The organism is Vibrio iocasae, assembly GCF_042245395.1.
GTDB lineage: Bacteria > Pseudomonadota > Gammaproteobacteria > Enterobacterales > Vibrionaceae > Vibrio > Vibrio iocasae.
On the sequence record NZ_CP145310.1, the window covers coordinates 1856264 to 1870079 of the forward strand.

The window sequence follows — 13816 nt, forward strand, 5'->3', positions numbered from 1 at the left end:
GGAGGCGTATTCACGGTTCTTTAATACACAAAAAAGGGCTGCTTAAACAAGCAGCCCTTCCAGCATAATTAGGAATACTAAATATTAGTTAAATAGCTCTGCAGTATACTTAGGTGCCATTAGGTTAGATGATGAGAAAATCTTATTAACTTGCTCTTCGTTTAGAAGGCCTCTCTCAAGAACAACTTGTTTTACATCTTTACCGGTTTCAGCACAGATCTTACCAACAATATCGCCTTCATGGTGGCCAATTAATGGATTTAGATAAGTAACAATACCAATTGAGTTATATACAAAGTCTTCACAAACAGTTTCATTAACTGTTATTCCTTCGATACATTTCTCAGATAGGTTAATACATGCATTACCCAACAGTTCAATTGATTCAAATATAGCTTGACCAATTACTGGTTCCATTACATTTAATTGTAACTGACCTGCTTCTGCTGCAAATGTTACCGTCGTATCATTGCCAATAACTTTAAAACAAACCTGATTAACTACTTCTGGAATAACAGGGTTAACTTTCGCAGGCATAATAGATGAACCCGCTTGCATTTCAGGTAGGTTCAGCTCATTTAGGCCAGCACGAGGACCTGATGATAGTAGACGAAGGTCGTTACAAACTTTAGAAAGCTTCACAGCCATACGCTTGAATGCACCATGTACAGTGACATAAGCGCCACAGTCTGAAGTTGCTTCAATCAAGTCTTCAGAAGGTACACAGTTTAGACCTGTCGCTTCTGCAAGGTACTTAACTGCAAGTTCCTGATAACCATCTGCTGCGTTCAGACCAGTACCAATAGCAGTTGCGCCAAGATTCACTTCAAGTAGAAGATTCGCTGCATATTTCAGGTTTTTAATCTCTTCTTTCAGAAGGATACTGTATGCGCCAAACTCCTGGCCAACTGTCATAGGTACAGCATCCTGAAGCTGAGTACGCCCCATCTTGATGGTATCTTTGTACTCTTCGCTCTTCTTATCAAAAGACGCTTTCAACTGCTCGATTGATGTGATCATTTTCATGATGCTGTTGTATACAGCAACACGGAAACCTGTTGGGTATGCACAGTTAGTAGACTGACTCTTGTTCACATGATCGTTCGGGTTGATGATGTGATAGTCGCCTTTTTCATGTCCTTTAAGCTCAAGAGCAACGTTAGCGATCACTTCGTTAGCGTTCATATTTACAGAAGTACCAGCACCGCCCTGATATACGTCTGAAATAAACTGATCCATGCACTTACCTGTGTCCAAAATAAGGTCACAAGCTTTAATGATATATTCGCCAACATCAGCAGGAATCGTACCTAGTTCCATATTTGCACGTGCTGCTGCCTTTTTCGTATAAATCATACCTTTCACGAATTCAGGCACATCTGAAATTATCTTTGATGAAATAGAGAAGTTATTTTTAGCACGTAGAGAGTGAATCCCGTAATAAGCATCTGCTGGAACTTCTAGCTTTCCTAATAGATCTTCTTCAATGCGGAACTCATTTGAAATCTTGGTCATGACAGCTACCTTTGTTGGCATTTAAATTACACGATTATAATGTTATTTATTTAGCCCAAAGTACAATGCCGAAAAGTATGTTTTGATGCTGTTTCGGCATAAAGGAAACTTATGCTAAAAATGTGATAAGACACATAGAAAAAGAGGAAGCAATGCTTCCTCTTTTATTAGATTTTCTAATGAATTTTGAATGCTAATTCTTAGATAAGAACACCACCGAACGCAAAGCCCAGAGCAACAGCACAAGCGATAGTTACTACACCAGGGATGAAGAACGGGTGGTTGAACACATATTTACCAATTCGTGTTGAACCTGTGTCGTCCATCTCTACCGCCGCAAGCAATGTTGGGTAAGTAGGTAGTACGAACAGCGCACTTACTGCAGCGAAAGACGCAACTGCTGTCAAAGGTGCTACACCAATAGCAAGTGCTGCTGGCATTAGAGCCGAAGTCGTTGCACCTTGCGAGTATAAAAGCATAGAAGCAAAGAACAGAGTAATTGCCAGCATCCAAGGGTGTTGCTCTAGAATACTTGCTGAAAATTCTTTAATTTCGCTGATGTGACTTGATACGAATGTATCACCTAACCATGCAACACCAAGTACACACACACATGCGCTCATACCTGATTTGAAAGTTGCAGCATTAGCAATTTTCGAAGCATCAATCTTAGTTAGCATAACAATCGCAGTCGCTGCTGTTAGCATAATTGCCATAATTGCATGGTTACGACCGATTGTTGGGCTTTCAATAAGACCAACCGCGCCACTGATCATTGTTGCGTAAGAAACCACAGCAACAATCGCAACTAAGAAAATGTATACCGATGTTTTAGCAGAAGGAAGAATTTCACGTTTTGTGCTTCCCTGCAGCTTGATAAGACCTTTAGCCATGCGCTCTTGATATACAGGATCATCTTTTAGTTCACCGCCCATCATATTTGCAACGAACGCACCAACCATACATGCAGCAAAAGTAGTAGGGATACAAACAGCAAGCAGTGTAATGTAACCAACGCCTAGAGGCTCAAGAATGCCAGAGAAGAATACAACAGCCGCTGAAATCGGTGACGCTGTAATCGCGATCTGTGATGCTACAACAGCAATTGATAGTGGACGTGATGGACGAATACCTTGCTCTTTAGCAACTTCGGCGATAACAGGAAGAGTAGAAAAAGCGGTGTGACCTGTACCAGCTAGAATTGTCATAAAGTAAGTAACGATAGGCGCATAAAAGGTAATACGCTTAGGGTTCTTACGCAGGAACTGTTCGGCTAAATCAACCAGCCAATCCATACCACCTGCAACCTGCATTGCTGCGATTGCAGTAATTACTGACATGATGATCAGAATTACGTCTACAGGAATATTACCCGCATCCAAACCCAATAGCATAGTTAATGCAATAACACCTGCACCACCGGCAAAGCCGATGCCTATACCGCCAATTCTTGCCCCTAAGAATATAAAGAGGAGAACAACTAATAACTCAACAACTACCATATTTTGTTTCCTTGATATTGGTTAATTTTATAAATTTAAACTCTTATATTTATGGATGAAATTAAGATACACAAAAACAAATCATTTATTTCAGGCAAAAAGATTTCACCCACTTTGAATACAAAATCAAGTGGTACTAATTTAAATAGAAATTTTTATAACTCTGTTAAAGCAAACGCAACAATAAAATAATCAGAAACTTTTCTATTAACTGTACAAATGAATACATACGATTTAATAACTTAGTAATAGAGTACCCATTTAGGGTAATCTTGAGAAATGTTTCGTTTATTATGTGTATAGCAAAATAGCATCAGGCTATATTTTATAAGTGTGACTTATTTCTCTTTATGAAGGTGAAACATAGTGTATGGCAATGGCAATACACTATGTATTTAGTCCATTACTGAAACTTAGCGTTTAAGCCACTTAACTCTTTAATCGGACTGATCTTTATAAGTTGTTTCCATATAGCCTCACAAGTTGGGTGTAACTTGGAAACGTAACGATAGACATACAGATCGAGTGGTACCGGCTCTTTCTCTTTTAGAATAACAAGCTCACCAGACTCCAATTCTTTCCTGATTGTATAGTCAGGGAGCCAGCTTATGCCCTTCCCTTGCAAAACAAATTCTTTGTTTAGATCGCTCATAGAAGACGTAGACACAATGTTCTTCTTCAGAGCTTGCTGTGCTTTGTTCAGCGCCCTGCCCATATAGCTTTCAGGCGTATATGCCAGACTTGGAACATCTTCATTCTCACTGAGATCGAACAGTGGATTGCCTTCAAAATCTACTGCAGAAACGCAATAGAGAAAGCTGCGCCCAAGATAGATAGATTGGTATGGTGCAACCTGAAGTCTGTCATCATAAAACGAAAATAGAAAATCGCTCTTACCATCGATAAGTCTCTCGATGGACGTATCAACCTCATTGGCAACGATAGACAGGTTTGTGTTTAGTGCCGGATTGAATATACCTTCGTGAATTCGGGGTAGTATGCCAATTGCAATTGAGTGTGCAGCGCTAAGCCTTACCGTATGACGTCCTTGAACGGAGCTACCAGCTAAACGACCCACCTCTTCATCTAGCTGGAAAAGAATGGACTCTGCCGTCGTCTTAAACTGCTTTCCTGATGTTGTCAGTTCAATCGGTGTTTTGCTTCTGTCGATAAGTGTGAGGTTCAGTTCAGACTCTAAGGATTTGATCCTTCGGCTAAAAGCGGGTTGAGTAATATTTCTAGCTGATGCTGCTTGCGAAAAACTTCCTAGCTCTGCAAGGGTGATGAAATCACGCAGCCATTTGGTTTCTATATTATTCATTTATAGCCCCTAAAACTGTAATAGAAGAACCTTGCTTAAGCGTATCCTTGCTAATAAAAGATTCAGTGAAAAAATGAATGGCGTATATGAAAACACTAAACTCAGGTGGTATCAAGCGCTGCTGACCAACATATGACACACCATTTGAACTTTTGTGCTATCAATCATAACTTAAACAACATGACACACTGTTTTGATGCGTAAAACCTATTTCCTGAGAAACGATTCCTGCTAATTATTTCTTCGTCTTTAATTCAGATCAATATTTTAATTTATTTTCCATGCAATTTAGACATCCGGCTAACTTAGTTTCGCATTTTACAAGAATATCACGCATCTTTATTGTGGTATTAAATTGGTAAAGCACGTATTCAAAAGATACAAAAGGTACATATAGTTACCAAACGCCATAACCGCTATTAATGAATACGACGGGTAACTTAATATGTATGTTATTAAATCGACACGTTCCTAATAAATAATTTTAGACTCTGATAGAGATAAATATTGAACTGAGATGAGATCTTCGTCCCAGATCAATATCTATTTTTATTTCAATTATTATAAATTACCACTGGAGGATAGCTGTGAAAACCATAACCACAGATATCGCAGTCATCGGCGCTGGCGGCGCTGGTCTTCGTACTGCAATCGCAGCGGCTGAAGCCAACCCTGACTTAGAAGTCGCCCTGATTTCGAAAGTCTACCCTATGCGTTCACACACCGTGGCCGCAGAAGGCGGGTCAGCTGCGGTCATCAAAGATGAGGACAGCCTGGATAACCACTTCAACGATACCGTTGGCGGTGGCGACTGGCTGTGTGAGCAGAATGTCGTGGAGTATTTCGTGGAGAATGCGACCCGCGAAATGATTCAGATGGAACAATGGGGCTGTCCATGGAGCCGTAAAGAGAACGGGGACGTGAACGTGCGCCGTTTCGGTGGCATGAAGGTGGAGCGTACCTGGTTTGCCGCCGATAAGACCGGCTTCCATATGCTGCACACCCTGTTCCAGACCTCGATTAAGTACGATTCCATCAAGCGCTTTGACGAGTACTTCGTGGTCGACCTGCTGGTTGAAGACGATGAAGTACAAGGTCTGGTGGCGATTCACATGTCTGAAGGTGAGCTGGTCACCATTAAGGCTAAGTCAGTAGTATTGGCGACGGGTGGCGCAGGTCGCGTGTACAACACCAACACCAATGGTGGCATCGTGACTGGTGATGGTATGGCGATGGCCTATCGTCATGGTGTGCCACTGCGTGATATGGAGTTTGTTCAGTACCACCCAACGGGTCTGCCGGGTACCGGTATCCTGATGACCGAAGGGTGTCGTGGTGAAGGCGGTATCATCGTCAACAAGAACGGCTACCGTTACCTCCAGGACTACGGCATGGGACCGGAAACCCCGGTGGGCGAGCCAAAGAACAAATACATGGAGCTAGGGCCGCGTGACAAAGTGTCACAAGCGTTCTGGCATGAGCAGCAAAAAGGCAACACCATTGAGCACCCACTCGGTGATGTGGTGCATCTTGACCTGACCCACCTTGGTGAAGAGTACCTACAAGAGCGTCTGCCGTTTATCTGTGAGCTGGCAAAAGCGTACGTCAACGTGGACCCAGCGAAAGAGCCGATTCCAATTCGTCCAACGGTGCACTACACCATGGGCGGTATTGAGTGTGACCCGAACTGTGAGACCAAGATTAAAGGTCTGTTTGCCGTGGGTGAATGTGCCTCTTCTGGTCTGCATGGTGCGAACCGTCTGGGCTCAAACTCTCTGGCGGAGTTTGTGGTGTTTGGCCGCGTAGCGGGTGAGAACGCCGTGAAACGCGCAGAAGAGTTCAAAGGCTGGAATGACGCGTCGATTGAGAAGCAAGTGAAAGCGGTGGAAGCACGCATTGCCGCCCTGCTTGAGCAAGAAGGCGATGAGAACTGGGCTGAGATTCGTACTGAAATGGGTAAAACCATGGAATCGGGCTGTGGTATCTACCGCCGTGAAGACCTGCTGGAAGAGACCATCAACAAACTGGCTGAGCTTAAGAAGCGTTATAAGAACATTGGCATTAAAGACAAAGGCAAGGTGTTTAATACTGACCTTCTGTACGCCATTGAAGTGGGCTACGGTCTGGAAGTGGCCGAAGCGATGGCGCACTCAGCGATTCTTCGCCGAGAGTCCCGCGGTGCACACCAGCGTTTAGACGAAGGCTGCACTGAACGTGATGATAAGGACTTCCTGAAACACTCTCTGGCGCACTTCAATGAAGATGCGGCGCCATCGATTGATTACAGCGATGTCATCATCACTAAGTCTCAGCCTAAAGCGCGTCTGTATGGTGCAGCAGCAGAAGAAGCGGCAGCCAAAGAAGCCGCTGAAGCCGCGGCCAAAGCAGGTGAATCAGAGGAGCAGAAATAATGGCGAACCGAGTACAGAAAATCGACATTCTGCGTTATGACCCTGAGAAAGACGCAGAGCCGTATACCCAGACCTTTGAAGTGCCGTTTGATGAGACCATGTCTCTTCTGGATGCACTGGGTTACATCAAAGATAACTTAGATAAAAACCTGTCGTTCCGCTGGTCTTGCCGTATGGCGATTTGTGGCTCTTGCGGCATGATGGTGAACAACTATCCAAAACTGGCGTGTAAGACTTTCTTACGTGACTACCCGGATGGCATGCTGATTGAGCCACTGGCGAACTTCCCGATTGAAAAAGACTTAGTCGTGGACATGACGCCATTCATTGAGCGCTTAGAAGCCCTGAAGCCTTACATCTTAGGCAATGACCGTACACCAGAAGATGGGCCAAACAACCAGACCCCTGAGCAGTTGGCAAAATACAAGCAGTTCTCTGCGTGTATCAACTGTGGCCTGTGTTACGCCGCGTGTCCTCAGTTTGGTCTGAACCCTGAGTTCTTAGGTCCTGCGGCCATTACTCTTGCGCACCGCTACAACTTAGATAGCCGTGACAATGGTAAAGAAGAGCGTATGGAGCTGCTTAACGGTGAAAACGGCGTTTGGGGTTGTACCTTCGTGGGCTTCTGCTCGGAAGTGTGTCCGAAGAACGTCGACCCGGCTGCAGCTGTTAACCAGGGCAAGATAGAATCTTCGAAAGACTTTATGATTGCGATGCTGAAACCACAGGAGGCGTAAAACATGAGTAACCGTAAACCTTATGTTCGTGAAATGAAAGCCACCTGGTGGCAGAAGAGCAAGTTCTACCGTATGTACATGTTGCGTGAAGCAACGGTACTGCCGCTGATTTTCTTCACTTTGTTCCTGACCTGGGGGCTGGGCAGCTTAGTGAAGGGACCAGAGTCGTGGGAAGCGTGGCTGACCTTCATGGGTAATCCATTGGTGATTATCATCAACATCCTGGCGCTACTGGGCAGCTTGTTCCACGCTCAGACCTTCTTTGGCATGATGCCTCAGGTGATGCCAATTCGCATCAAGGGTAAGTTGCTGGATAAGAAGTTGATTGTACTTTCGCAGTGGGGCGCCGTGGCGGCGATTTCCCTGATTGTTCTCATCATCGTATAAGGAGTCGATTGTGGTAGATAAACATCCAAAACGTTCAGACGAGCCGGTATGGTGGGGACTGTTCGGTGCCGGCGGCACCTGGTTTGCAATGATCACCCCTGTGACCGTACTGGTTCTGGGTATCCTTGTTCCCATGGGAATCATCGATGCTGAAGCAATGAGTTATGAACGCGTGGCGGACTTTGCCACCAGCTTTATTGGTGCTCTGTTTGTTATCGGTACGCTGGCGCTGCCTATGTGGCATGCGATGCACCGTCTGCATCACGGTATGCATGATCTAAAGATCCATATCGGTACAGCCGGTAAGATTGCTTGTTATTTCTTAGCAGGAACAATCACCGTACTCTCTGTTGTTTTTGTCTTTATGATTTAAGGCAGATACGCAATTTAAAGGCGAAAAGGATTGGTGCTCACGCATCAATCCTTTTTTATTTTCAATAAAAACCACACCACCTAATCCTTTATAGGTATTTGTTCATAAAAGTATTTTTCCCTTCGATTTTTGACCGAATCAAAAGTGAGAAGTCGATCATGCTAATTTGAACTACCAAGTTGTTTCTGATGTGTAAATTTGTTTCTGCTGATGAAACTCACCGTTGCATGAACCTTCACTAATACCCAAAATCAACGCCAAAACATCGGAGCTATCCACTTGTTTTGCCTTGCTTTGCTGCAAAAGCTTAAACAAAGCTCTTTAGCGAACAGTCTGTTTTTAAAGCTATCTTCGATTATTGAGTTGGATAGAAGTGTTAATAAATGATTACACTATTGGTGAACAACAATTGTGATAGCAGGTATTAGCAATGGATAAGAACACCCTAATCGGAAAATTCAAAGAAATTGTAGGAGCGAGCCAGGTACTCACTCAAGCTGGAGAAACGGAATACTACCGTTCAGGTTTTCGCTCCGGTAAAGGTGACGCTCTTGCAGTTGTGTTTCCGAGTACTCTGCTAGAACAATGGAATGTGATCAAAGCATGTGTTGAAGCGAACTGCATCATCATTATGCAGGCGGCTAAAACAGGCCTGACAGAGGGTTCAGCACCAAGCGGTAGTGATTACGACCGAGAGGTTGTTGTTATCAACATTACCCGTATAAAACAGCTTCATCTGGTTGATGGTGGTAAACAGGTTATCAGCCTTCCGGGTGCAAGCCTTCATAGCCTTGAAAAAGCACTTAAGGCCGTAAATCGCGCACCGCACTCCGTTATTGGCTCTTCTTCAATTGGTGCCACTGTTGTCGGAGGCATCGCAAATAACTCCGGCGGAGCTCTGGTAAAGCGCGGCCCGGCTTATACCGAGCTGGCACTGTTTGCGCAGGTTGATAAAGAGGGCAAACTGCACCTTGTGAATCACCTTGGCATCGAAGGTCTGGGTGAAACACCTGAAGAAATACTCACTAATGTTCAGGAAGGGAACATCAACCCGGAAAATATCAAGTTTGATGCAGGTATGGCATCAGACAGAGAATACGAAGCACGAGTAAGAGATGTCGACTCGGACATCCCATCGCGATTCAACGCAGATGAAAGACGACTTTATGAAGCGAGTGGCTGTGCTGGTAAACTCGGTGTCTTCGCAGTACGAGTAGACAGCTACCCAGTTCCGGAAAAAGAGCAAATTTTCTACATCGGAACCAACGATCACGACAAATTAACTCAGCTTCGCAGGGATATGCTGTCAGAGTTTACTCACCTTCCTGAAATGGGTGAGTACATGCATCGCGATATCTTTAATCTGGCAGAGAAGTACGGCAAAGATGTATTTCTGTCAATCAACCACCTTGGTACAGACAATCTTCCAAAGTTCTTTGCCCTAAAAGCGAAGGTAGAGAACTTTTTAGGCCGCTTCCCATTTGTCTCCAAATACCTTCCGGATATCGTACTTTACTATGCGACTAAACTCTTCCCTCAGCATCTGCCAAAACGCATGCTGGAGTTCCGCGACAAATACGAACACCATCTGATACTTAAAATGAGTGATGGTGGTATCGAAGAGGCAAAAGCGTATCTTGAAAAGAACTGGTCAGAGGGCTCAGGCGGAGGCTATTTTGTTTGTACTCCTGACGAAGGTAAAAAAGCACTGCTTAACCGCTTCGCCGCGGCTGGTGCTGCCATTCGATACGAGACAATTCACAACAAAGAAGTAGAAGAGATTCTGGCCCTTGATATCGCGTTACGACGTAATGACCGAGAATGGGTAGAGAAGCTGCCTGAGGAGATCACCAAAAATCTGGTTACTCCTTTGTACTACGGTCACTTTATGTGTCACGTCTTCCATCAGGACTACATATTTAAGAAAGGTACCGATACTAAGAAGATGAAGAAACTGATGTTAGAGCTCTTAAACCAGAAAGGCGCTAAGTACCCTGCTGAACACAACGTTGGTCACCTGTACGAAGCGGAAAACACTTTGCAAGAGTTCTACCACAAGCTAGACCCAACCAACACCTTCAACCCGGGTATCGGTAAAATGACTAAGTACAAACGTAACTGTAGTTGTTGCCATTAACTCAATACTAAAGGGATGATCGCTCCCCCCAAGTGATCGTCCCTTTCTTGATGGAAAATCAAATATCGAAAAATGGCATGCTAAGCAAACATGATTTGTGGAGTAGAACACACATAGCAGCCCCAATCACCACAAGAAATCGATAAACAGTCCTGCTCACAGTTTAAGTCACCACTAACTGGTTAAGTATAGGGGTCTTAAATTGGTGAATAATTCAAATGCGTACCAACCCGAAAGTGAGTATGTGTTGAGTTAAAACAGTAGGAAACAAACATGAAAATAGTATTAGCTTTAGGCGGTAACGCACTACTTCAGCGCAAAGAAGCGCAAACACTGGAAAACCAGCTAAAGAACATCACACGCGCATCAACCAGTATCGCAAAGATCGCTGAAGGTAACGAACTTGTTATCGTTCACGGTAATGGCCCTCAGGTTGGCATGCTGATGGAGCAAAACGCCACTTACCACGAAGTAAAACCACAGATCACGCCTTACCCAATGGACGTACTAAGTGCGGAAACGTGCGGCATGATCGGCTGCTTGCTTCAACAAGAGCTGATTAACGCGGACAATGCTTGCTACCCAATCAGTATCATCACTCAGACATTGGTAGAAAAAGCCGATCCAGCATTTGAAAACCTGACGAAGTTTGTAGGTCCGGTTTATAGCGAAGAAGAAGCTAAGAAAATCATGGCGGATCGTCCAAATCTGCAGTACAAGCCAGATGGCGAATACTACCGACAAGTTGTTGCTTCTCCTAAACCGATTGATATCTTTGAAATCCCACAAATCAATGCACTACTTGCGACAGGCAGCATCGTTATCGCTGGTGGTGGCGGTGGTATCCCGGTTTACAAAGATGATGATGGCAAGCTTAACGGCGTCGAGTGTGTTATTGACAAAGATTACACTGCAGAGCTGATTTCAGAGAGAATCGATGCAGATATGTTCATCATCTTAACTGATGGCAACGTATGCGAGAACTTTGGCACTCCAGAGCAGAGAAGCATTAAACGCATCTCTCACGAAGATCTTGGCAAGTACGATTTCCCTGCTGGTTCTATGGGACCAAAAGTAGATGCCGTACGTAAGTTCGTGAAACAAACGGGTCGCAAAGCAGTCATCGGCTCTCTGTATGAGCTAGATGAAATTCTTAAAGGTCACTCTGGCACCTCTATCGAGGCTGAATGTGAGCTTGAATACTACAGCTAATTCGCAAAATTAGTATCGGGAAAAGCTGACTATGTCAGTGACAAAAAGGATTGATGTTTCAGCATCAATCCTTTTTCTTTTAGTGGTTCATAAATCTGTCATTCACGTGCTTTTTGAAGCCGTTTCTTTCTGCCAAAGATTTTCATTAACAGCAGTGACAAAGTCATTGGCACACCAATAAGAATAAGCTCTTTGATAAACGGTAAGATAAACATCAACATGGTCGGAGCATCTGGTTTTTCTCCATCTCCATGTGAGTAACCTTGCTGATTTATTTGAGCCGCCCAATCCGTCATTTCCAGCCCAACCAACAGCACACTGACCATCATTGAAGTCACCAAAACAACCGTTAATCTAAACTTCCACTGAGTTTGAAGATACTTCATTGTTAAGCCTCCTTTGCTCTCATTCTCTGGGTCAGCTTAACGATCCAGTTCCAGTAAAGCGCCAGGTGAATACCTATCATCGGCATGATCAAGGTTGCAGAGTCATGGTGAATTTTGGACCAGAAATCTTGAATCTCGATATCAATATTGAATGCTGGCAATAGCGCAACCGAGACAAGGAAACCGCTGACAAACACTAGCAGCATCATTAAATAAAGAAGGTAAGCCCAAACAATACCAAACTTCTCTTTAAAAGAAGCCTTTGACGTTACTCTGCGATAGCTCGATTTGATCCAGTCCCAATGCAACAAAATATGAATAGCAAACGGAAGAACAAAAAATAAACTAAACCATTCATGCAGCGGAATGCCCGTAGATTGCGGAGCCGACACAAGCATGAAGCTTATCAGCAGTACCCCATCCATCACATAACGTGTCTTCTGCAAGTTTTGTTTCCAGTCAGACATCTCAATCACCTCAGTCAGCTCATAAGCCCGATTAATGACTTAACATGACAAACATTGTTAATTTGAATGGTATTTGTATCAACTCTCTTTACAAACAATTACATTCAAATCTGGTGACATTCCATGCAACTGAGTCAGCTTTTTGACCGTAGCTCGAAGGGAGATGTATTTTCTAATTGGTCGACACTCTAGCTATCGTAAAGCCGCCACACTGATTGAATGAAGCAAAGGAACACAGTTCTGCATTAAGTGATTCTAGAAATGCCTCTCTCTTTTTCAATGACTTTTCAATGTGCAGGTGTACCACTTCCAGTATCGACGCCTTTCTATTGACTTTGCAATCCGCTCTTGCGACCAACTTTCCATCCCACAAAATCGGCAGACAAAAGTAGCCAAACTTACGTTTGGGAGCGGGAACATAACACTCTAAAAGATATTCGAAATTGAATAAGTTATTGGTTCTTTTTCTCTGAATAAGCAAGTTATCAAACGGAGAGAGTATCTGAGCTCGTTTTCGGGATAAGCGACCATTCAATAGCTCAAGCGAGGATGCGGTCACAAAATAATGGGATTTAGCCACTTTTACCTGTCTGATATCACCCATTTCCAGGAGTTCATAAAGTGATCGCGCAACATCGTTTTTAACACCCTTAAGCAGATAGGTCATTTCTGACAGGGCTCCTAAGCCGTGGGCTCTTAAAAAACTCAGTACCAGAAAACGAGCATATTCTTCGTTGGTCGGAAGAGAAGCATCGACATGGTCAGGTAAAACCCGCTCTGTTAAATCGTAAACTTTATGGAAATTTCTGCGTTCAGGAACCATCAGGTCCCCTTGCATATAAAGTGTTTCCAAGGCCTGCTTAGTTGGTTTACTCTCCCAACCTGTTTTTTTAACTACATCAGACTCAAAGTCTTTTGCCATCAATGGGCCTTCATGTTCTATTTTCTTTAGAACATTCGCCATTAATTTAGGGTTTCTCTTGAACCAGTGGTTCTGGGTTCCTGTTTTCAAAGCGTGCTTACGAGGAAGACTATACCGGAAATCTCTCATCGGAAGATAAGATGCAGCGTGCGACCAGTATTCAAAAACATCACCATTTGCCACCAACTTATCCAGATATTCAGGCTTATATCCAGAGTTTCGACTCCAAAGGGTATGATGATGTGCTCTCTGAACAACGGAAATTGTGTCGACCTGAACGTATCCAAGCCTCTCAAACACAGAAAGTGTTTGAGAGTAGGCACTACCTTTCCCCGCTTTTGTAGCGAGCCCTTGTGAAAGCAGTGCAAGCTTTTGTGCTTCTGCGATTGAGAGAGTTTGCATACCTGTTTAATTCGGACCTTATCTGCGATACCAACTGAACTTGT

At 43.9% G+C, this 13816-nt stretch carries 12 protein-coding genes; 6 read left to right on the forward strand and 6 right to left on the reverse strand.

What is annotated here, in order from left to right; genetic code table 11:
- Nucleotides 1-84 precede the first annotated feature (84 nt).
- The 3 genes from aspA to SNR28_RS08305 form a co-directional block, all read right to left on the reverse strand.
- Nucleotides 85-1515: an aspartate ammonia-lyase gene (gene aspA, locus SNR28_RS08295; RefSeq protein ID WP_375748740.1), complete on the reverse strand. Its 1431-nt coding sequence runs from the start codon at nucleotides 1513-1515 to the stop codon at nucleotides 85-87.
- Between the two features lie 200 nt (nucleotides 1516-1715).
- Nucleotides 1716-3017, reverse strand: coding sequence for an anaerobic C4-dicarboxylate transporter (locus tag SNR28_RS08300; RefSeq protein ID WP_375748741.1), 1302 nt, complete (start codon nucleotides 3015-3017; stop codon nucleotides 1716-1718).
- A gap of 403 nt (nucleotides 3018-3420) precedes the next feature.
- A complete protein-coding gene (locus SNR28_RS08305) occupies nucleotides 3421-4338 on the reverse strand; it encodes a LysR substrate-binding domain-containing protein (protein WP_375748742.1) in 918 nt (305 codons plus the stop codon).
- 587 nt (nucleotides 4339-4925) lie between these two features.
- On the opposite strand from SNR28_RS08305, the gene frdA reads away from it, so the two are divergent.
- The 6 genes from frdA (at nucleotide 4926) to SNR28_RS08335 (ending at nucleotide 11595) form a co-directional block, all read left to right on the forward strand.
- Entirely contained in the window at nucleotides 4926-6749 is a 1824-nt protein-coding gene (frdA, locus tag SNR28_RS08310; RefSeq protein WP_375748743.1) for a fumarate reductase (quinol) flavoprotein subunit, read from the forward strand.
- Nucleotides 6746-7486, forward strand: coding sequence for a succinate dehydrogenase/fumarate reductase iron-sulfur subunit (locus SNR28_RS08315; RefSeq protein ID WP_375749919.1), 741 nt, complete (start codon nucleotides 6746-6748; stop codon nucleotides 7484-7486). The genes frdA and SNR28_RS08315 overlap by 4 nt, the downstream gene beginning before the upstream one ends.
- Before the next feature lie 3 nt (nucleotides 7487-7489).
- Nucleotides 7490-7873: a fumarate reductase subunit FrdC gene (frdC, locus tag SNR28_RS08320; protein WP_375748744.1), complete on the forward strand. Its 384-nt coding sequence runs from the start codon at nucleotides 7490-7492 to the stop codon at nucleotides 7871-7873.
- A complete protein-coding gene (frdD, locus tag SNR28_RS08325) occupies nucleotides 7854-8246 on the forward strand; it encodes a fumarate reductase subunit FrdD (RefSeq protein ID WP_375748745.1) in 393 nt (130 codons plus the stop codon). The genes frdC and frdD overlap by 20 nt, the downstream gene beginning before the upstream one ends.
- Nucleotides 8247-8676: 430 nt before the next feature.
- The gene (dld, locus tag SNR28_RS08330) at nucleotides 8677-10383 is read left to right on the forward strand and encodes a D-lactate dehydrogenase (RefSeq protein WP_375748746.1); all 1707 of its coding nucleotides are present in this window, start codon (nucleotides 8677-8679) and stop codon (nucleotides 10381-10383) included.
- A 273-nt stretch (nucleotides 10384-10656) separates the two neighbouring features.
- Nucleotides 10657-11595, forward strand: coding sequence for a carbamate kinase (locus tag SNR28_RS08335; protein WP_375748747.1), 939 nt, complete (start codon nucleotides 10657-10659; stop codon nucleotides 11593-11595).
- 98 nt (nucleotides 11596-11693) lie between these two features.
- Here the strand turns inward: SNR28_RS08335 and SNR28_RS08340 are convergent, their stop codons facing one another.
- The 3 genes from SNR28_RS08340 to SNR28_RS08350 form a co-directional block, all read right to left on the reverse strand.
- Nucleotides 11694-11981 (reverse strand): hypothetical protein, encoded by a 288-nt coding sequence (locus SNR28_RS08340; RefSeq protein WP_375748748.1) that lies wholly within the window; start codon nucleotides 11979-11981, stop codon nucleotides 11694-11696.
- A 2-nt stretch (nucleotides 11982-11983) separates the two neighbouring features.
- Nucleotides 11984-12448, reverse strand: coding sequence for a DUF4405 domain-containing protein (locus SNR28_RS08345; RefSeq protein WP_375748749.1), 465 nt, complete (start codon nucleotides 12446-12448; stop codon nucleotides 11984-11986).
- A 172-nt stretch (nucleotides 12449-12620) separates the two neighbouring features.
- Nucleotides 12621-13772 carry a winged helix-turn-helix domain-containing protein gene (locus tag SNR28_RS08350; protein WP_375748750.1) on the reverse strand — a complete coding sequence of 384 codons (1152 nt, stop codon included), beginning with the start codon at nucleotides 13770-13772 and terminating at the stop codon, nucleotides 12621-12623.
- Nucleotides 13773-13816: the final 44 nt, after the last annotated feature.

What these genes read in the sequence shown, in the direction of transcription:
- SNR28_RS08345 (WP_375748749.1), bottom strand. Translation starts at nt 12,448, where the DNA reads ATGTCTGACTGGAAACAAAACTTGCAGAAGACACGTTATGTGATGGAT.
- aspA (WP_375748740.1), bottom strand. Translation starts at nt 1,515, where the DNA reads ATGACCAAGATTTCAAATGAGTTCCGCATTGAAGAAGATCTATTAGGA.
- SNR28_RS08335 (WP_375748747.1), top strand. Translation starts at nt 10,657, where the DNA reads ATGAAAATAGTATTAGCTTTAGGCGGTAACGCACTACTTCAGCGCAAA.
- SNR28_RS08350 (WP_375748750.1), bottom strand. Translation starts at nt 13,772, where the DNA reads ATGCAAACTCTCTCAATCGCAGAAGCACAAAAGCTTGCACTGCTTTCA.
- SNR28_RS08340 (WP_375748748.1), bottom strand. Translation starts at nt 11,981, where the DNA reads ATGAAGTATCTTCAAACTCAGTGGAAGTTTAGATTAACGGTTGTTTTG.
- frdC (WP_375748744.1), top strand. Translation starts at nt 7,490, where the DNA reads ATGAGTAACCGTAAACCTTATGTTCGTGAAATGAAAGCCACCTGGTGG.
- dld (WP_375748746.1), top strand. Translation starts at nt 8,677, where the DNA reads ATGGATAAGAACACCCTAATCGGAAAATTCAAAGAAATTGTAGGAGCG.
- SNR28_RS08300 (WP_375748741.1), bottom strand. Translation starts at nt 3,017, where the DNA reads ATGGTAGTTGTTGAGTTATTAGTTGTTCTCCTCTTTATATTCTTAGGG.
- SNR28_RS08305 (WP_375748742.1), bottom strand. Translation starts at nt 4,338, where the DNA reads ATGAATAATATAGAAACCAAATGGCTGCGTGATTTCATCACCCTTGCA.